The 19,505-nt window shown below is 30.2% G+C and carries 18 protein-coding genes and 1 pseudogene; 14 read left to right on the top strand and 5 right to left on the bottom strand.

The features are described 5' to 3' along the window. From purQ to AJ882_RS06150, 8 genes and pseudogenes are all read left to right on the top strand, one after another. Window positions 1–673, top strand: a pseudogene (gene purQ / locus AJ882_RS06185) (phosphoribosylformylglycinamidine synthase I). After that, window positions 645–1,841: an SH3 domain-containing protein gene (locus tag AJ882_RS06180; protein ID WP_002887697.1), complete on the top strand. Its 1,197-nt coding sequence runs from the start codon at window positions 645–647 to the stop codon at window positions 1,839–1,841. The pseudogene purQ and the gene AJ882_RS06180 overlap by 29 nt, the downstream one beginning before the upstream one ends. Beyond that, entirely contained in the window at window positions 1,822–2,514 is a 693-nt protein-coding gene (locus AJ882_RS06175; protein ID WP_002867672.1) for a lysophospholipid acyltransferase family protein, read from the top strand. Before AJ882_RS06180 ends, AJ882_RS06175 begins: the two co-directional genes overlap by 20 nt. Beyond that, complete coding sequence (crcB, locus tag AJ882_RS06170; protein WP_002859058.1) at window positions 2,508–2,876, top strand: fluoride efflux transporter CrcB; 369 nt, start codon at window positions 2,508–2,510, stop codon at window positions 2,874–2,876. The genes AJ882_RS06175 and crcB overlap by 7 nt, the downstream gene beginning before the upstream one ends. 72 nt (window positions 2,877–2,948) lie before the next feature. Beyond that, window positions 2,949–4,775 carry a molecular chaperone HtpG gene (gene htpG / locus AJ882_RS06165; protein ID WP_011049730.1) on the top strand — a complete coding sequence of 609 codons (1,827 nt, stop codon included), beginning with the start codon at window positions 2,949–2,951 and terminating at the stop codon, window positions 4,773–4,775. Further along, a complete protein-coding gene (locus tag AJ882_RS06160; protein ID WP_002870957.1) occupies window positions 4,772–5,089 on the top strand; it encodes a rhodanese-like domain-containing protein in 318 nt (105 codons plus the stop codon). Before htpG ends, AJ882_RS06160 begins: the two co-directional genes overlap by 4 nt. Further along, on the top strand, window positions 5,089–5,523 hold the full coding sequence (locus AJ882_RS06155) for a hypothetical protein (RefSeq protein ID WP_002859922.1): 435 nt from the start codon (window positions 5,089–5,091) through the stop codon (window positions 5,521–5,523). Before AJ882_RS06160 ends, AJ882_RS06155 begins: the two co-directional genes overlap by 1 nt. Window positions 5,524–5,526: 3 nt before the next feature. Then, entirely contained in the window at window positions 5,527–7,296 is a 1,770-nt protein-coding gene (locus tag AJ882_RS06150) for a Na/Pi cotransporter family protein (RefSeq protein ID WP_014517195.1), read from the top strand. A 14-nt stretch (window positions 7,297–7,310) separates the two neighbouring features. Here the strand turns inward: AJ882_RS06150 and AJ882_RS06145 are convergent, their stop codons facing one another. The 5 genes from AJ882_RS06145 to mltG form a co-directional block, all read right to left on the bottom strand. Then, window positions 7,311–9,101 (bottom strand): peptidoglycan D,D-transpeptidase FtsI family protein, encoded by a 1,791-nt coding sequence (locus AJ882_RS06145; protein WP_002867674.1) that lies wholly within the window; start codon window positions 9,099–9,101, stop codon window positions 7,311–7,313. A gap of 6 nt (window positions 9,102–9,107) precedes the next feature. After that, the gene (fliE, locus tag AJ882_RS06140; protein WP_002856884.1) at window positions 9,108–9,404 is read right to left on the bottom strand and encodes a flagellar hook-basal body complex protein FliE; all 297 of its coding nucleotides are present in this window, start codon (window positions 9,402–9,404) and stop codon (window positions 9,108–9,110) included. A gap of 6 nt (window positions 9,405–9,410) precedes the next feature. Continuing rightward, a complete protein-coding gene (gene flgC, locus AJ882_RS06135; RefSeq protein ID WP_002867675.1) occupies window positions 9,411–9,905 on the bottom strand; it encodes a flagellar basal body rod protein FlgC in 495 nt (164 codons plus the stop codon). Between the two features lie 9 nt (window positions 9,906–9,914). Continuing rightward, window positions 9,915–10,346 (bottom strand): flagellar basal body rod protein FlgB, encoded by a 432-nt coding sequence (flgB, locus tag AJ882_RS06130; RefSeq protein ID WP_002859066.1) that lies wholly within the window; start codon window positions 10,344–10,346, stop codon window positions 9,915–9,917. 79 nt (window positions 10,347–10,425) lie between these two features. Then, window positions 10,426–11,427: an endolytic transglycosylase MltG gene (mltG, locus tag AJ882_RS06125; protein WP_002859925.1), complete on the bottom strand. Its 1,002-nt coding sequence runs from the start codon at window positions 11,425–11,427 to the stop codon at window positions 10,426–10,428. Between mltG and AJ882_RS06120 the strand changes: the two genes are divergently transcribed. The 6 genes from AJ882_RS06120 to AJ882_RS06095 all read left to right on the top strand — a co-directional run bounded on the left by AJ882_RS06120 (window position 11,342) and on the right by AJ882_RS06095 (window position 19,500). Further along, entirely contained in the window at window positions 11,342–13,912 is a 2,571-nt protein-coding gene (locus AJ882_RS06120) for a DUF3971 domain-containing protein (protein ID WP_014517196.1), read from the top strand. The two genes, mltG and AJ882_RS06120, sit on opposite strands and share 86 nt — an antisense overlap. A gap of 116 nt (window positions 13,913–14,028) precedes the next feature. Continuing rightward, window positions 14,029–16,233 carry an NADP-dependent isocitrate dehydrogenase gene (locus AJ882_RS06115; RefSeq protein WP_002867678.1) on the top strand — a complete coding sequence of 735 codons (2,205 nt, stop codon included), beginning with the start codon at window positions 14,029–14,031 and terminating at the stop codon, window positions 16,231–16,233. Then, window positions 16,230–17,132: a malate dehydrogenase gene (locus AJ882_RS06110; protein WP_002858544.1), complete on the top strand. Its 903-nt coding sequence runs from the start codon at window positions 16,230–16,232 to the stop codon at window positions 17,130–17,132. Before AJ882_RS06115 ends, AJ882_RS06110 begins: the two co-directional genes overlap by 4 nt. Then, complete coding sequence (gene sucC / locus AJ882_RS06105; protein ID WP_002858590.1) at window positions 17,133–18,296, top strand: ADP-forming succinate--CoA ligase subunit beta; 1,164 nt, start codon at window positions 17,133–17,135, stop codon at window positions 18,294–18,296. A 9-nt stretch (window positions 18,297–18,305) separates the two neighbouring features. Further along, the gene (gene sucD / locus AJ882_RS06100) at window positions 18,306–19,175 is read left to right on the top strand and encodes a succinate--CoA ligase subunit alpha (protein ID WP_002855278.1); all 870 of its coding nucleotides are present in this window, start codon (window positions 18,306–18,308) and stop codon (window positions 19,173–19,175) included. A gap of 13 nt (window positions 19,176–19,188) precedes the next feature. Next, the gene (locus AJ882_RS06095; RefSeq protein ID WP_002854819.1) at window positions 19,189–19,500 is read left to right on the top strand and encodes a 4Fe-4S binding protein; all 312 of its coding nucleotides are present in this window, start codon (window positions 19,189–19,191) and stop codon (window positions 19,498–19,500) included. Window positions 19,501–19,505 lie beyond the last annotated feature (5 nt).

The raw sequence follows: 19,505 nt of genomic DNA, 5'->3' as shown, positions 1-19,505 counted from the left end.
ATGAAAGTTGCTATTATTAGATTTCTAGGGACAAATTGTGAATTTGATACAGCTTATGCCTTTGAAAAACTTGGAGTAAAAACGCAGATTATTTGGCATGAAGAAAAAGAATTTGATGCAGATTTAGTTGTTTTGCCAGGCGGATTTTCTTATGGAGATTATCTAAGATGTGCAGCTATTGCAAAACTTGCTCCTGCTATGCAAGGTGTTTTTAATCATGCAAAAAAGGGAGGATATATCTTAGGTATTTGTAATGGTTTTCAAATTTTACTTGAAAGCGGTCTTTTAAAAGGTGCAATGAAGCATAACAACAATCTTAGTTTTATCTCAAAAAACCAAAATTTAAGAGTAGTTTCTAATGGTAATGCCTTTTTGAAAAATTTCAAAAAAGATGAAATTATTAATTTACCAATTGCCCATGGAGAGGGAAATTATTACGCTGATGAGGCTACTTTAAAAGAATTGCAAGATAAAGATCTTATTACTTTAAAATACGAGCCAAATCCAAATGGTTCTGTATTTGATATCGCAGGAATTTGTGATGAAAACAAAAAAATCTTTGGACTCATGCCACATCCTGAGCGTGCTTGTGAAAAAGTCCTAGGTAATGATATAGGTTTGAAAATGCTTAAAGGCTTTTTATTTTGAAAATTTTATTAACTTTAATTTTTAGTGTTGTTGTATTGTTTGGCAGGGGTGAAATTTCTGTATTTAGCGGCCAAGATGAAAATATGCAAAAAGAATTACAAAAATTACCCCAAGAAGAACAAAAAATTTATCAAAATATTCCGCCAAGTGATGAAAACAATGACTTTGAAAGCAATGTAGATGATCCTTTTGTAGCTAAAGGGAGTTTGGTTCTTACAAATAATGAATATCCAAGTAGGGTATATGTTGGAGAAGTTTTTCCTATTACGATCTATGCTCGCACTACGGAAAATACAAAATTTGATTTTAACATAAGCGTAGAAAAAACTAACTTATCTTTTTTAAATCCAGATGCAAAATGGGAATTTATCAATAACGAATATAAAACAACTTTATGGTTTGAAGCCAAAAATTCAAATGCTAGTTTGAGTAAAATTTCTATCAAACTTCTTAGAAATAATGAAGCTTTTCAAGAGGCTGATATCAATCTTAATCCTATCAAATTTGAAAATACTTTATCCAATAAAGATTTTTCACACCTTGTGGCAAGTTCTTTGGAAATTAAAAAAGTTAAAGCGAGTTATTTTGATGATGCTAATATCATTATGATGGTAGAACTAAACGCAACCAATACAAATCTTAAAAGCTTTTTTATAGAAGGAATTCAAAAGCAAGGTATTGAAAATTTAAAAGGGGATTTTAATGCTTCTAGTGCTTTTTATTATGCTATTTTGCCATTAAGTAAAACAAATTTTGAATTTTCGTATTTCAATAAGGACAGTAAAAAGCTTGAAAATATAAATTTAAAACTAAAAATTAGTGACGATGAGATCAGCACTCAGAGTGATTTAAATCCTGTAAATAAAGACTTAAATATTTATAAACAATATACCTTATGGTTTTTAGCGGTTTTATTTGGAGCTTTATTTGTATGGAGAAAAAATTACATTATTCTGGCTTTGGCAGTTGTTTGTTTTGCACTTAGTTTTCTTGTAGATACCAATACTCAAAATGCAATTATCAAGGCTGGTTCTAGGGCTAAAATTTTACCTACAGAGCCTTCAACTTATTTTTATACGGCAAATGCAGATGAAAAAGTAGAAGTTTTGGGCAAAAGACAAAATTATATTAAAGTATTGTTTTCTGATGGAAAAATAGGTTGGGTTAATAAAGATGATTTACAAAAAAATTAAAGCTCTTTATTTTTGGATTTTTTTTGTTTTAAGTGTTGCTTTGGTGATTTTTTGTTTTTGCTTTACAAAATCTCAAAACACACTTTGGAAAATCCGCAAAATTTGGGCTAAATTTCAAAGATATACTATCTCTTATAAACAAGAAATTATTGGCACTTTTAATCCGCAAGCTCAGATGATTTTAATGAATCATCAAAGTGCTTTAGATATCATCGCTTTAGAAGAATTATATCCTAAAAATTTATGCTGGATTGCCAAAAAAGAATTAGGAGAAATTCCTATTTTCAAAGTTGCTATGAAAAAACCAAAACTTCTTTGTATAGATAGAAAAAATCCGCGTGATTTGGTACGAGTTTTAAAAGAAGCAAAAGAAAGAATTAGCGAAGATAGGGTTTTGGCTATTTTTCCAGAAGGAACTAGATCTAAAAATGAAAAAATGCTTAAATTTCAAAGTGGAGCAAAAATTTTAAGTGAAAAATTAAATCTTAAAGTTCAACCCATTTTAATTGTGGATTCTGCAAAAATTTTAGACACAAAAAGTTTTAGTGCAAGCAGCGGAGTGCTTAAAATCATTTGTATGGATTTAGTCGATACAAATGATGACAAATGGCTTGAAAACACTAGAAAAAAAATGCAAGAATTACTCGATCAAGAAAGAGCTAAGCTTTGCTAAATACCCTTTTAGTTGTTGGTTTTGGGGGATTTATAGGAGCAATCTTAAGAATGTTTTCTATTAATTTAGTGAATAAATTTTTTCCTTATTCTATCAGCCTTGGAACTCTTTTTGTTAATGTTTTGGGTTCTTTTATCATAGGACTTTTGTTTTCTTATGCACAAAATAAAGGTTTATCTCCTTTACTTAAAAGCTTTATAAGTACAGGTTTTTTAGGAGCTTTTACAACTTTTTCTACTTTTTCTTATCAAAATTTACTTCTTTTGCAAAGTGGAAATTATCTTCATTTTGCGTTAAATATTATCTTAAATGTCTTTCTTTGCTTATTTGCCGCATGGCTTGGTTTTATAATTTTCAAATAAATCTTTAAATTTACTTTAGAATTTGTATTTTTTGCTAAAATACCACTTTAAAAAATTACAAAGGAAGTTAAAATGCAATTTCAAACCGAAGTCAATCAGCTTTTACAGCTTATGATACATTCTTTATATTCTAATAAAGAAATTTTTTTAAGAGAACTTATTTCAAATGCAAGCGATGCTTTAGATAAGCTTAATTTTTTAAGCGTAAGTGATGATAAATATAAAAGCTTAAAATTTGAACCTAAAATTGAAATCAAAATTGATAAAGATAAAAAAACTTTAAGTATTAGTGATAATGGTATAGGTATGGATAAAGATGATCTTATCAACAACCTTGGAACCATAGCAAAAAGTGGCACTAAAAGCTTTTTAGAAAATTTGAGCGGTGATGCTAAAAAAGATTCTCAACTCATAGGACAATTTGGAGTAGGTTTTTATTCTGCTTTTATGGTGGCTAGCAAAATCGAAGTTTTAAGTAAAAAAGCTTTAGATGATAAAGCTTATCTTTGGAGTTCCGATGCAAATGGTTATGAGATTAATGACGCAAGCAAAGAAGAACAAGGAACAAGCATTACTTTATATTTAAAAGATGATGAGTTTGCTAATACTTATAAAATCGAAAGCATTATAGAAAAATATTCTAATCATATTCAATTTCCAATTTTCATGGAAAAAGAAGAATTTACTCCTGCTAAAGAGGGCGAAGAAGAAGGAAAAACTGAACTTAAAATTTCTCAAATCAATAAAGCCAATGCTTTATGGAGAATGCAAAAATCAAGCCTTAAAGCAGAAGATTATGAAAGATTTTATGAGCAAAATTTTCATGATTCAAACAAACCTTTACTTTATCTTCACACTAAAAGCGAAGGAAAATTAGAATACAATTCCTTATTTTTCATACCACAAAATGCACCTTTTGATTTATTTCGTGTGGATTATCAAAGCGGCTTAAAACTTTATGTAAAACGCGTATTTATCAGCGATGATGATAAAGAACTTTTACCAACTTATTTGCGTTTTGTGCGAGGGATTATCGATGTAGAAGATTTACCACTTAATGTAAGTCGTGAAATTTTACAAGAAAATCAAATTTTAAAAGGTGTCAAAGAAGCTAGCGTTAAAAAGATTTTAGGTGAACTTGAAAAACTCAAAAACAATGATAAAGAAAAATACTTATCTTTCTTTAAAACCTTTGGTAAAGTATTAAAAGAAGGACTTTATGGTTTTGGCGGAGAAAAAGATAGTCTTTTAAAACTCATGCTTTATAAAAGCACTAAAGGTGAAAATTTACGCTCTTTAGAGGAGTATAAAAACGACCTTCAAGGCGAACAAAAGGAAATTTTTTATATAGCAGGAAATAATGAAAGTTTATTAAGAACCTCCCCTTTACTTGAAGAGTATAAACAAAAAAATATAGAAGTTTTACTCATGGATGATGAGATTGATTCTTTGGTAACTCCTATGCTAGAATTTGAAGGTTTGAAATTTATAGCTATTAATCAAGTAGAAGATAAAAATGAACTAAGCGATGAAGAAAAAAATACTTTTGCTCCACTTGTAGCTAAATTTAAAGAACTTCTAAAAGATCAAGTTGAAGATGTAAGACTAACCAGTCGTTTAAAAGATAGCCCAAGTTGTATAGTTTATGATAAAAATAAACCTGATTTTGCTATGCAACAACTCTTAAAACAAATGGGTCAAGAACAAAATTTCAAACCTATTTTAGAAATCAATCCAAAACATGCTATTTTTACAGGTCTTAAAAACAACGAAAGCTTTAGTGCGGATATAGCAACCCTAGTTTTAAATATGGCAAAACTAAGCGAAGGTATGGGAGTGGATAATCCTGCTGAATTTAATGCAAGCCTTACAAAAATTATCAATAAGGCTTTTTCATGATAGAAAATATCCCTGCAAGTCTTTGGACAAAGCAAGATTTAAACGCATATCAAATTTTTGATGTGCGCACTCCTTTAGAATGGGAAGAAGGTATTTTACCTAATGCGCAATGTGTGGCTTTATATGATAATCAAGGGCTTTTAAATGCTAAATTTTTAGATGAATTTCAAAGCAAAAGAGATGAAAGTAAAAAACTTGCTTTTATTTGTCGTAGTGGCCATAGAAGCATGGTTGCAGCTGAATTTATAGCTGAAAAATTGGGACTTGAAAGCATCAATTTAGATGGCGGAATGCTAGCCCTTAAGGGTTATTAATGCTAGGAATTTATTTACTCATAGCAGCTTTGTCTTTTTTAGCTCTTTATTTTGCTGTTAAAAAGCTTACTTTAAATATAGACGAGCAAACCCTTTTAGAGCCTATTAAAATGGATATTTATCCGAAATTTTGCGATTTAATCGATGAAAAAATCAGAGAATTTAAAGAAAATGTCCAAAATACTAATTTAGCATTAAAAAATTCTGATCAAAAAGATGAATTTTTAGAAAAACTTGGGGATTTAAGCAGAGAGTTGACTTTCATACAAACCATGAATTTAAGCAATAAAAACGATAGTATCTGGCAAAATGAACTTTTTTCTTTTTTAAAGGAATTAGAAAATTTATTGCTTGAGTATCTAGAAAAAGGCGAAGAAGAAGCCGAAAATTTAAGAGAATTTCTGATGAATGAATTTGAAAAACTAAAAGGTTAGGCATTGCAAGAGGAAAGAAATTCTTTAAAATATTTTAAATTTATTTCATGGAGTATTTTTACTTTAGTTCTGATTTTTATTTTAATTCGTTATGACGAGCTTGCCAATCTTTTAGCAGGAGTGGCAATACTTCTTATTGGAATGACTAATTCAGGTATAGGTTTTAAAGCTTTTAGTGGTGGTTTGCTTGAAAAAATTTTAGCGAAGTCAACCGATACAAAGATAAAAAGTATACTTTTTGGTACTTTAAGTACTTTAATTATGCAATCTTCAACTTTAGTTTCTATTATTACGATTTCTTTTTTGAGTGCAGGGCTTATTTCTTTGGGTGCGGGCATAGGGATTATTTTTGGAGCAAATTTAGGAAATACGGCAAGCTCTTGGCTGATTGTTGGTTTGACAAATATTAAAATTTCAATGCTAGCTATCCCACTTTTGATTATTGGAGTATTATTTTTCTTTCAAAAAGATAGTGTTTTAAAAGGTTTGGGTAATATTTTTATTGGTATAGGATTTTTCTTTTTGGGTGTGGATTATATTAAAAGTGGTTTTGAAAATTTTAAACATATAATTGATCTTTCTCGTTTTGATTTTGCTGGTTTTAAAGGAGTTTTTGTTTTTTTAGGATTAGGTGCTTTGCTTACAGGAGTTATACAATCAAGCACAGCTACAATGGCTATTATTGTCGCTGCTTTACTTGCAGGACAAATCAGTTTGGAAAATTCCTTAGCAGCAACTTTAGGTACTAGTGTTGGAGGAGTTGTAACGGCTGTTTTAGCTTCTTTAAGTACCAATATTGAAGGAAAGAAATTAGCGTTTGCAAGTTGTATTTTTAATTTTGGTATAGCTTTTTTAATAGTGCTTATTTTTCCTTATTTTATACATTTTCTTAATTTTTTATCCATTGTATTAAACATAGAAGATATAGCTTTGAAAGTAGCATTATTTCACACTTTGTTTAATTTAATTGGTGTTGTGCTTTTTTCATTCTTTACTCCTCAAATTGTTCTTTTTTTAAATAAGATAGTAAAAGCTCCTAAAGATAAGAATAAAGACAAGCCTTTATATCTTGATAGTAGTTTGGTTAAGTTTAGTGACACAGCCATCGAAGCTTTAAGGAAAGAAAGCGAGCATCTTTATAACAATACCTATGCAATTGTTGCTCATGCTATAGGTTTTAGTCGTAAAGATATACAAAGTGATAAAAGTTTTAAAGAAATTTTAGAAAATAAAAAGTGGTTTAGTAAAAATGTGGATTTGGACTATTTGTATCAAACTAGGATAAAGGTTCTTTTTGAAGCTATTATCGATTTTTCAACTAAAGCACAAGTTTATATTAACGATGAAACAAAGAATCATAAAATTTTTACCTTTAAGATGGCAGCTAAAAATTTAGCCGAAACAACTAAAAATTTAAAAATTATCCAAGCAAATATTAAGAAATATTCTAGTTCTTCTAATGAATTTTTGGCTTTAGAGTACAATAAAATTAGATCGAATTTAGGAGAGCTTTTAAGAAGTATCGAAGAGCTTAGAGTTGTTGAAGATCGTGAAAAGCTTTATTTGATTATTAAAAATCTTCAAAAAGGAAAAGAAATTTTAAAAGAAATCGATACTTTAACCTTGAGCAATGTTGAACATCTTATTTCAGTAAGAAAAATCACAACAGCTGAAGGAATTTCAATACTTAATGATACAACTTTTGCTGCTAAGATTGCTGAAGAACTTATAGATGCTGTTGAGGTGATGTTTTCTAAAGATATATCAAACTAGTTGTTTGTGCTAGTTTAGTTATTGTCTTGTATAGGCGTTAGAAATTCTTCATTGATTAAAATATCAACAACATCTTTAAACATAGGCAAAGCACTTTGTGCAGCATAATAACTATAAGGTTTAGTAGGATGTCTTACGAGAACTCCTATGGTATAGGCGTGATTTAAATCATTTGCAAAACCAAAAAAGGATGCATTGTAGCGATTTGAGGTGTAACCTTGTCTTTCGGCTATTCTTGCCGTTCCTGTTTTACCTCCTGCAATAATACCTTGTGTAATTGCCTTTTTTCCTGTTCCTTTTTCTATAACATTTATAAGAACATTTTGCATCGTTTTAGCGGCTTCGCTAGAAAGAATTTTTTCTTTTTTTACATCATCATCAAGATTTGTAAAGCGTCCATTTTGATAGAATTTTTCAGCTAAACGTGGTGTGATATAAAACCCATCATTGTTGAAAACATTATAAGCTGCAAGGAGTTGTATAAAGGTTGTTTTAAGTCCATAACCATAACTTAAAACAGATTTTTCTATATCTCTTAAGCGCTTAGGATTTGGAATTTCTCCTTTTTGTTCATAGGGTAGATCAATACCACTTTTTTCGCCAAATTTAAATATTTTAAGCCCTGATACGATTTCTATATTGTTAAGTCTTTTAGCAATTTGTATCATGCCTATATTTGAAGAATATCTTATAACTTCCTCCATAGTCATTTTGTCCATTTTGTGATCGTCTTTGATGGTGAAACGTCCTAGCTTGTAAGAACCGCCATAAGTATTAATCACTTCATCCATTTTTATTTTACCAAGTCTTAAGGCTGTTGTAAAGATAAAAGGTTTGATAACAGAACCTGCTTCATAGCCGTATTCTATAGCGCTTGCATTAAGAACTGATAGATCCTTTCCGCGATTTTGTGGGTCATAACGCCTTGAGCTTGCTAGAGCTAAAATTCTTCCTGTTTTACTTTCCATTACCCCAACGATGATTTCATTGGCTTTTAAATCCTCATTTCTTTGATCTATAGCTTTCTCTATACTTTTTTGCAGTTTTAAAGAAAGATTTAAATATAAATCACAACCATTGATCTTTTTTTGTTGTAGTGAATTTAGATTTAAAATAATATTTCCACCTATATCTTTAAGTCCTTGAATTTTTTCATTTTGAACAGGGCTTAGACATGCATCGTAGTATTTTTCTAAACCTTTAACTCCTATATTTTTTAAAATTCCACTTTCTGGATCTAATATCATTTTAGTATAACCGATAATAGGAGTAAAAGAATCTTTTGACATGTAAATTCTATCTTCTTCATGTTCGATGATATTTAATCCTCTTGTTTCAACTCTTCCTGAGTTATTTGTAAAAGCTTTGAAAAAACCTTGTATATAAAGTTTTTTAGCAAGATCTTTAAGGTAGCTTGCTTGCTTGGAGTCTAAGTTTTGTAAAAGAACAAAATTATAAGAGCGTTTTTTTTGATTTTGCATTCTTTTTTTAATATCTGCTACTTGATCGTTACTTATCCCACTATAAATTTGAAAAAGCTTTAAAAATAGATCAAATTTATCTTTGTTAATGCTTCTAAGATCAATTTCAGCACGATAAATTTGTTTAGAACTTGTGATAGTAAAATTATCTTTGGTTATAATCGATCCTCTTAGAGCAAGAGCGTATTGATCTTTTTCAGTGTTAGGTATATGACGTTTTGATGTAAGAAAAAAAGTAGAGCTGATAAAAATAATCATAAACAAAAGTGCCATGCAGTAGGCAAAGGCAACTTTTGAAACCCTATTTTTTTTATATTCTTGCATTAGGGTTTAAATTTGAGTTCTTGTGATTTCTTTATAAGCACTGATCGCTTTATTTCTTACTTCTAGCATAAATTTCATGCTGCTTTCAGCTTTAGTGATAGCTATAGCTGCTTGATGTAAATCTTTTACTTGTCCTGTGGCAATGTCTGTCATTGCAGCTTCTCCACTTTCTTGTGCTTTATTTAAATCATCGATTTCATTTTTAAGCATCTTGGCAAATTCATCACCAATTCCTGTGGAATTTTGACTTTTGTTGGTATTTGAAATATTATTATTTAATCTTAAATCATTAATATTGTTCATTTTTTATTATCCTCTTAATAAATCAATCGCACTTTGAGCTATAGTTTTTGCACTTGTAAAAGCACTTACATTGGCTTGATAAGCTCTTGTAGCTTCAATCAAATCTGCCATTTCAATAACAGGGTTTACATTTGGATACGCTACATAACCTTCAGCATTTGCATCAGGATGGCTTGGATCATACTTCATACGAAAATCTTTGTCATCTCTGACCACTTTATCCACTACAACACTTTGAATAGCAGGTTTAGCTTCTTCTGGCGAACTTGGATCATTTAAAGGATTTTCATATTTTAAAAAATTATTATCTTTGTTAATTCGCTCATTTAAAAGCTTATCAAAATCTGTTGCTTTAAAGATCACTTCGCGTCTTCTATAAGGCCCACCTTCAGCTGTTCTTGTAGTGTTTGCATTAGCTATATTAGAGCTAATAACATTCATTCTAAAACGTTGAGCACTTAAACCATAACCACTAATATCAAAATCACTTAAGTATGCCATAATTTACCTTTAACTTAATTTAGAGCTTGCATCAAGTATAGAACTAAAGATATTGCTTTGTCTTCTTAAAACTCCATCAAGAGCTGTTATCATAACTGTATTTTTACTCATTTCTGTAGTTTCTACATCTAGATCAACAGTATTTGCATCATTTCTTGCCAAATGACCGTCTCTTAAGTAAATAGTAGATTTACTAGGATCAGGAAATTTCCAAGGTTTTTGATGCCCTTCTTCGGTTACTGCCAATTCTAATTCTTTTTTGTCATTTTTTTTGAAAATTTCATTTGCACGATTTACCAAAGCTGTTTCAAATTCAATATCTCTTGCTTTATAAAAAGGAGTATCAACATTTGCAAGATTGGCATTGATGAGTTGATTTCTTAGATTTCTACCCGCTAAAGCACCAGTGACTAGTTCTTTTGATTTAAATGGGTTAATCATTTTTTATCCTTTTTATAATTTTTAATATTAACAAGCAAATACTGTTCCAATTTAACTGTTTTGTATAAAAATATCAAAATTATTTTCCTTTTTGTAAATTTATGGCTTTATTGTGATCATCTATATTTGTGCTAAAAATATGAACTCCAGTATTTTTATCACGCACAAAATATAAATAATCTGTCTTTAAAGGAAAAATAGCTGCACGAATAGCAGCTAAAGAAACATTACAAACCGCTTCTTTAGGCAATCCTGTAAATTTATAGGTATTATAAAAGCTATTATCTTGTCTTATTCTTTGTGGGGTAACTTTTACATGGGAGTAAATTCCATAATTTAAAGTTCCATCCATTTGAAGCTTCATACCTTTTTTAAGTCGATTGTAAATTACGCTTGCAACTATAGGCATTTCATTGTCATTAGCAGCTTCTTTTTGTATTACAGAAGCGATGATGATATATTGGTGCCATTTTTTTGGATTATAATCACCAAAAATTTTCTCAGAAGTTTTTTTATTGGAAATTTCAGCATGGTTTAAAAGCATTTGAATGAGTAGATTTTCTGTAATGCCTTTCGGGATTTTATAAGTTTCTGGTAAAAAAACTCCTTCATCATAAGGAGCTTGAGCTTGAAATTCTTTTAAAAGTATATCTTTATCAAGTCCAAGTTGTTTGGCTGCTTGTTCTAGAAAGATTACGCTTGTTTCTCCTGGGATAAGAGTAATGGTTTGAAGTGCTGCTTTAGCAATAGTGAGTTTATGTAGAAATTCAGCTCTATTTAAATCTTTTGTACCTATGTTGATCCAGCCTGATTGAGGGTGTCCTAAAAAAAATAAAATATATTTATCAATATTACTCATCTGATATTTATTTTGCTTTAAATATGTTATAATTTGAGAAATTGAACCTTGGGGAATAAATACCACAGAATTGCTTTTTAAAGGCTGAGTTAGATAATAAAAAATCCCCAAAATAAATATCAAAAAGAAGTTGCGTATGAAAAAGAAAATTTTATATATTGTTGTATTTTTTGTTGTGCTTATATTAGCTTTGTTTATAGTGCTTAAAAATGGAATTGTCATCTCTAGTATCCAATTTGATTTTTTAAAATTGGAACAATTATATATTAAATTAGATAAAAAATTAATTGTACGAGCAAAAAATATCACTATAAATGAGACTCAAAATTCCGAAATTTCATCACAAACCCACTCTTCTGATAATGCTTCAACAGAGATTTTAAAAATAACAAAAAATTTAAAATATCTATATGCTTTTGTTAAAGAGATTGATATACAAAATTTAAATATAAAAGATAATCATGTGCGTATTTTATTTAAAGATAATGAATTTTTTATAGATAATGATTTATTGTTTTTAAAATTAACATTACAGCGTCAAAATAAAGAACTTATAGCTGATATTAAAAAACTTTTATTAAAAGATTATGATTTAAGTATTGATGGAAATTTAAGCATCAATACTAAGAGCGAGTTTTATTATTTTCAAGGTAGAGCAAGTGGAGAATTGCTTGACTTTAACGCAAGCATCTCTTACAAAGATAAAAATTTAGCTTATAAAATAGAAGATTTAAACATTAGAAATATTACGGAAATTTTTAAAAGAGTTAATAAAAGAATAGAACTTCCGCAGAGTTTAAATCTTTGGGTAGCATATAGGGCTAAGGGAGAATTTTATCATTTAGATTATTTGCAGGGCTTTATAGATTTTACTAAAGATAATTATTATTTAGACAATATTAGTGCATCAGGTTATGTTAATAATGTCAAAGTTCGCTTGGATGATAAAATGAATGCTATTGAAATTCCAAAACTCGATTTAAATTTAAACAAACAAAAGCTCGATTTTGTCTTTAATAAAGCTTTCTATAATGGTGCTGATTTAAGTTCTAGTAAGGTTTATCTATATGATTTGTTTGATGAAAAAAAAGTTGGGATTTATTTGCGCATTAAGTCTGATAATCTAAAATTTGACGAAAAACTTGCTAAAGCTTTAGAGGATTATCATTTTTCACTACCTTTTTATCAAAAAAGCGGAAAAATTAAAAGTGATTTGGAGCTTAAAATTGATTTTCATGATAAGGGTGAAATTTCTTATAGTGGTATTTTAGCTTTAGAGAATGCTAGTATTTCTTTGGCTGATTTTAATATTACAAAAGCATTTGTAAAATTAAATCAAAATGATTTAAATATAGAAAATGCCAGTGTTAAAAATGGCTTTTTAGAAGCTGATTTTAATGCTAAATTTGACTTACAAAAACAGCAAGGAAATTTCAATACTCAGATTTCAAGGCTTTATTTTGACAATGGAGAGCTTTTAGATTTAAAAAATCAAAATGTAGAAGTAAAATTAGATTATTCGCAAAATGTTAACATTAGCATTCCTCAGTGGAATTTGATTTTAAATTTTAAAGATGGACTTGAGGCTAATCTTAATAATCCTAAGATTTTATTTTCATTTTCTCCATTACTTAAAAAGCTTGGGTTTATCGATGCTAAAAATGTTTATTATAAAACTTTAAATTTTGAAGATTTTAATGCAAGTGTTAATGATGCTTATTTTAAAAATAATTTACTTATCAACGGTCAAACTCCTTATGAAAATGATAGCTTTGATATTGTAAAAAATAAGGGCATTATGGAAATTCATACTCAAAGTGATACAGCAAGTGCTAAAATAAGTTCTGATAATAAAGAAATTCATTTAAAAAATTTAAGTTATATTTATAGAAAACATTCCAACTCTTCAAATTCAACATTTGATATTGCTACTAATACCCAAAATATTAGTTTTGGTGGAGCAAATGTAGCTTTAATTTTGGCAGATTCTAATAAAACTTTGGCTTTTGATAGAGTAGAAGCTGATTTAAAAGGCAATGCTTTAGATCTTAAAGGTTCTAGAGGAAATGCAAAATTTGATCTTTATTATTCTTCTAATGATTTAAATTTAAACGTTAGCAATATTGATGATAATTATTTAAATGAGTTTTTACAAAAACAAGCTGTTCAAGATGGAGTGTTTAACTTAAGTATAAAAGGAAGTGGATTGGAGTATTTTGATGGACAGATCGATTTTAAAAATACTTATGTGAAGGATTTAAGAGGTATAAATCAGCTTATTTCCTTTATCGATACTGTACCAAGTTTATTGATGTTTAAATCTCCAACTTTTAATCAAAAAGGTTTAAGCTTACATGATGGAAAGATTATTTTTAATAGAAAAAAAGATCTTTTAAGTGTTTCAGCTATTAATTTAAATGGCGATAGTGTAGATATATATGGTTTAGGATCAGCAAATTTAAGATTAAATACAGTGGATTTTAGTTTAGAGCTTAAAACTTTAAAATCAGCTTCAGAAGCTATATCCAAGGTTCCAATTTTAAATTATGTAATTTTAGGTAAAAATCAAGAAATTAGCACAAACTTAAAAATAGATGGAAGTATAGATGACCCTAAATTTCATACCGAAATTTTAACAGATACTCTAAAAACCCCTTTTAATCTTATTAAAAATATCATACAACTTCCTGCTAATTTACTTAATTAAAAATATTTAAAGTTTGTTTGAAAACTAAAACAAACTTTAAACTTACTCTTGCATTTTTTTTTATTTGTAATATACTTAAAAATGAAAATAAAAATAAGTATTTTAAAGGACTAAAAATGCAAATTACTTATACCTTAACAGATGAGTCTCCAGCTCTTGCGACTTATTCATTTTTGCCTATAGTGAAAGCTTTTTTAAGTAGGGCACATATAGGAGTAAAAACCTCGGATATTTCTTTGTCTGGAAGGATTTTAGCTACTTTTAGTGAGTATTTAAAAGAGGAACAAAGATGTGAAGATGCTTTAGAACTTTTAGGTGAGCTTGTCAAAAGATCGGATGCAAATCTTATTAAAACCCCAAATATTTCAGCTTCTATTCCTCAGCTTAAGGCGGCGATTAAAGAATTGCAAGATAAGGGTTACATGTTACCAAATTACCCAGATGAGCCAAAAAATGATGAAGAATTGCAAATTAAAACAAAATATCAAAAAGTTTTAGGTTCAGCGGTTAATCCTGTATTAAGACAAGGAAATTCAGATCGTCGTTCAACAAAAGCGGTAAAAGATTATGCAAAAAACAATCCTTATCGTGTGGTTGAGTTTAATCCAAACTCAAAAACTCGTGTTTCTTACATGAAAGAAGGGGATTTTTTCTCTAATGAAAAAGCGGTTTTAATCGATCAAGATTGTGTGGCTAATATAGAATTTACAAGCGTTGATGGTAAAAAAGAAATTTTAAAAGAGGGCTTAAAACTTGAAAAAAATGAAATTTTAGACGCTACTTTTATGGATGTGCAAAAACTTCAGGAATTTTATGCAAAAGAAATTAAAGCAAGCAAAGATGATGATGTGCTTTTTTCTTTGCATTTAAAAGCTACAATGATGAAAGTAAGTGATCCTATACTTTTTGGTTATGCGGTAAAAGTATTTTTTAAAGAATTATTTATCGAATTTCAAGATGAATTTGAAAAATTAGGCATTAATCCAAATAATGGTTTAAGTGAGCTTTTAAGTAAGATCGAAAATTCAAGCAAAAAAGATGAAATTTTAAAAAAATACAATGAAATTTTAGCTAAATCTGCAGATATTTCTATGGTAAATTCAGATAAAGGCATTACAAATCTTCATGTTCCAAGCGATGTTATCGTTGATGCTTCTATGCCTGCAATGCTTAAAAATGGCGCAAGATTGTGGGATAAGGAAGGTAAGGAAAAGGACACAAATGCTGTAATTCCTGATCAAACTTACGCAACTATTTATGAGGCAGTTATTGAAGATTTGCATAAAAATGGTACTTTAAATCCTTCAAAACTTGGCAGTGTATCTAATGTAGGTTTAATGGCTAAAAAAGCTCAAGAATATGGATCGCACGATAAAACCTTTGTGGCTAAAGAAGAAGGAACTTTTAAAATAGTTTCTAACGGTAAAGTTTTATTAGAACATAAGGTTAGAAAAGGTGATATTTATAGAGCTAATCAGGCTAAATTTGATGCAGTGTTAAATTGGATTGATTTAGGTATAGAAAGATCAGAACTTAGTGGAGCCGAAGCTATTTTTTGGTTAGATAGCAAAAGAGCTAGTAATAAAATCATGATAACTTTGGTACAAAATCGTTTAAAAGAAAAGGGTAAAAATGTAGCCATTTTAACTCCAAAAGAAGCTTGTTTAAGAAGTTTAGAGTTAATCCGAGAAGGTAAAGATGTTATTTCTATCACGGGTAATGTTTTAAGGGATTATTTAACCGATCTTTTTCCTATTTTAGAGCTTGGAACAAGTGCAAAAATGCTTTCTGTTGTGCCTATGTTAAATGGTGGAGCTATGTTTGAAACAGGAGCAGGGGGTTCAGCACCTAAACAAGTAGAACAATTAGTCGAAGAAAATCATCTGCGTTGGGATAGTTTGGGTGAATTTTTGGCTTTGCAAGCAAGTTTGGAATTTTATGCAAATAAGTGTGGCAATCATAAAGCTAAGGTTTTAGCAGAATGTCTTGATGAGGCTATAGGCGAATGGCTTGAAAATAATAAAGCTCCATCAAGAAAAGTCAAAGAAGATGATAATAGAACAAGTCATTTTTATTTAGCAATGTATTTTGCAAATCATTTAGCAAGACAGGCAAGTGATATGGAGCTTCAAAGCTTTTTTAAAGATATTGCCCTAGAGCTTTCTTCTAATGAAGAAAAAATCAGAGCCGAATTTAACGATGCACAAGGTGTGAAAGTGGATTTGGGTGGGTATTATAAATTTGATGATGAAAAAGCAAATAAAATTATGCGTCCAAGTGCAACTTTTAACGCTATTTTAGAAAAAATAGGACAAAGATGAAAATCACTGTTATAGGGGCTGGCAATGTAGGTTCAAGCGTAGCTTATGCTTTGATTTTAAGAGAAATAGCAAATGAAATTGTTTTAGTAGATATTAACGAGGATTTGCTTTACGCAAAAGAACTAGAGCTTACTCAAAGCATAGCTGCTTTAAATTTAAATATAGATTTACTTTGCACTAAAGATTATACTCATACCAAAAATTCAGATATAGTGCTTTTTAGTGCAGGTTTTGCTAGAAAAGATGGGCAAAGTAGAGAAGAATTGCTTCAGTTAAATACAAGCATTATGCTTGATTGTGCTAAAAAAATTAAAGATTTTACAGAAGATCCGCTTTTTATTATTTTAACTAATCCTGTGGATTTTCTACTTAATACTCTTTATGAAAGCGGGATTTTTTCATCAAAGAAAATTATAGCCATGGCGGGTGTTTTAGACAATGCAAGATTTAAGTATGAACTTGCCAAAAAACTTAATGTCAAAATGTCAAGAGTGGATACAAGACTTATTGGTTTTCATAATGATGATATGGTTTTGGTAAAATCTTACGCAAGTGTTAAAAATAAAAATATAAGCGAATTTTTAAATGAAGAAGAATTTGAGGATTTAGAAAATGAAGTTAAAACAGGTGGAGCTAAAGTAATCAAACATCTTAAAACTTCAGCTTATTTAGCCCCTGCTAGTGCTTGTATAAGAATGCTTGAGTCTATAAGAAGTGGCGAGTTTTTACCTATGAGTGTGATTTTACATGGAGAATTTGGAGTGCAAAACAAAGCCTTGGGAGTTATGGCAAGATTAGGACTTGAAGGTGTGATTGAAATCATGAAAATGGATCTTAGTTTGCAAGAAAAAGACAAATTAGAAAAATCTTTAATCAAATATCAATATAAAGGAGAATAAATGAACATACATGAGTATCAAGCAAAAGCAATTTTTGTAGACAATGGCATCCCTACCTTAAAGGGAAAAGTTGCATTTAGCGTAGATGAAGCTGTGGCTAATGCTAAAGAATTAGGCGGTAGTGTTTGGGCAGTTAAAGCTCAAATTCATGCAGGAGGCCGTGGTCTTGGTGGTGGTGTTAAAATCGCTAAGAATTTAGATGAGGTAAAAGATTATGCAAGTAAAATTTTAGGAATGAATTTAGTAACTCATCAAACAGGACCTGAAGGCAAACTTGTGCAAAAACTTTATATAGAAAGTGGTGCTAATATAGTAAAAGAGTATTATTTGGCTATTTTGTTTAATAGAATGGCAGAGCAAATTACCATTATCGCTTCAAGTGAAGGAGGGATGGATATAGAAAAAGTAGCCAAAGAAAGTCCTGAAAAAATTGCAAAAGTAGGTATTGATCCACAAATTGGATTTAAAATGTTTCATGGACTTGAAGTAGCGAGAGTTTTGGGACTTGATAAAGATGAAGGCAAAAAACTCATTTCTATGATAGCTAAACTTTATAAGCTTTACATGGATAAAGATATGAATATGCTTGAAATTAATCCTTTAATTAAAACTGCAGAAGGGGATTTTTATGCCCTTGATGCAAAATGCAGTTTTGATGATAGTGCGCTTTATCGTCATCCTGAAATTGCTGAACTTAGAGATACTACTGAAGAAAATCCTGCTGAAAGAGAAGCGGCTGAATTTGGCTTAAGCTATGTGAAATTAGATGGAGATGTAGCTTGTATGGTAAATGGTGCGGGTCTAGCAATGGCAACTATGGATATTATTAATTATAGTGGTGCAAAACCTGCAAATTTCTTAGATGTAGGTGGGGGAGCTTCTCCAGAAACTGTTGCAAAGGCTTTTGAAATTATTTTAAGAGATAAAAATGTAAAAGTTATATTTATCAATATCTTTGGTGGTATTGTTCGTTGTGATAGGATAGCAAATGGAATTTTAGAAGCTACTAAGAATGTTGAGGTAAATATTCCAATTGTAGTGCGTCTTGATGGCACTAACGCAGCAGAAGCAAAGACAATTTTAGATAATTCAAATCTTAAAAATATCAAAGCAGCAACCAATCTTAAAAACGGTGCAGAGCTTGTAAAAAGTTTAGTAGGATAAGGATGGAAAATGAGTATATTGGTTAATAAAAATACAAAAGTAATAGTTCAAGGTTTTACAGGTAAAGAAGCAACTTTTCACGCTGAGCAATGCATGGCTTATGGTACAAATATAGTTGGAGGTGTCACCCCTCATAAAGGCGGACAAACTCATTTAGGTAAACCAGTTTTTGATACCGTTGCAGATGCGGTTAAAGCAACAAAGGCTGATGTGAGCTTGATCTTTGTCCCTGCTTTTGCTGTGGGTGATAGCGTGATTGAAGCAGCTGATGCGGGTATTAAGCTTGCAGTTGTAATCACCGAGCATACGCCTGTAAAGGATATGATGTTTGCTAAGCAATATGCTAATAAAAAGGGTATGAAAATCATTGGACCAAATTGTCCAGGTATTATCACTTCTGAAGAATGTAAGTTAGGAATTATGCCAGGTTTTATTTTTAAAAAAGGTTGCGTGGGGCTTATTTCAAAAAGTGGAACTTTAACTTATGAAGCTGCTAATCAGGTAGTTCAAGGTGGTTATGGAATTTCTACTGCAGTAGGAATTGGTGGTGATCCTATCATAGGTCTTGCTTATAAAGAACTTTTAAGTGAATTCCAAAAAGATGATGAAACTAAAGCTATTGTAATGATAGGTGAAATTGGTGGTAGTTTGGAAGTGGAAGCGGCTAAATTTATTAAAGAAAATATTAGCAAACCTGTGGTAGCATTCATTGCAGGTGCAACTGCTCCTAAAGGCAAAAGAATGGGGCATGCAGGTGCCATAGTAGGAAGTGCTGATGAAAGCGCTGCAGCTAAAAAAGAAGCTTTAAAAAGCTATGGAATTCATGTGGTGGATTCTCCGGCTTTGATTGGTGAAGAAATTCAAAAAATATTAGGTTAATAAAGGAAAAAACATGAGTATGACAGCTCCAAAAGATACCCCTGTTTGGGTAGATGAGCATAGATGTAAAGCATGCAATATTTGTGTTAGCTATTGCCCCGCTGGGGTTTTAGCTATGCGCGATGATGTGCATGCGGTTTTAGGACAAATGATAGAGGTGGTACACCCTGAATCCTGTATAGGCTGTACCGAGTGTGAGACACATTGCCCTGATTTTGCTATTATGGTGGCAAAAAGAGATGAATTTAAATTTGCCAAACTTACTGCTGAGGCTAAAGATAGAGCTGTAGCCGTAAAAAATAACAAATACAAAAAATTAGCATAGGAAAA

It is taken from the genome of Campylobacter sp. BCW_6461 (genome assembly GCF_001762735.1).
GTDB lineage: Bacteria > Campylobacterota > Campylobacteria > Campylobacterales > Campylobacteraceae > Campylobacter_D > Campylobacter_D jejuni.
Note: the sequence above shows the minus strand (reverse complement) of the source record. Positions and strands in the feature narration are given on the sequence as shown.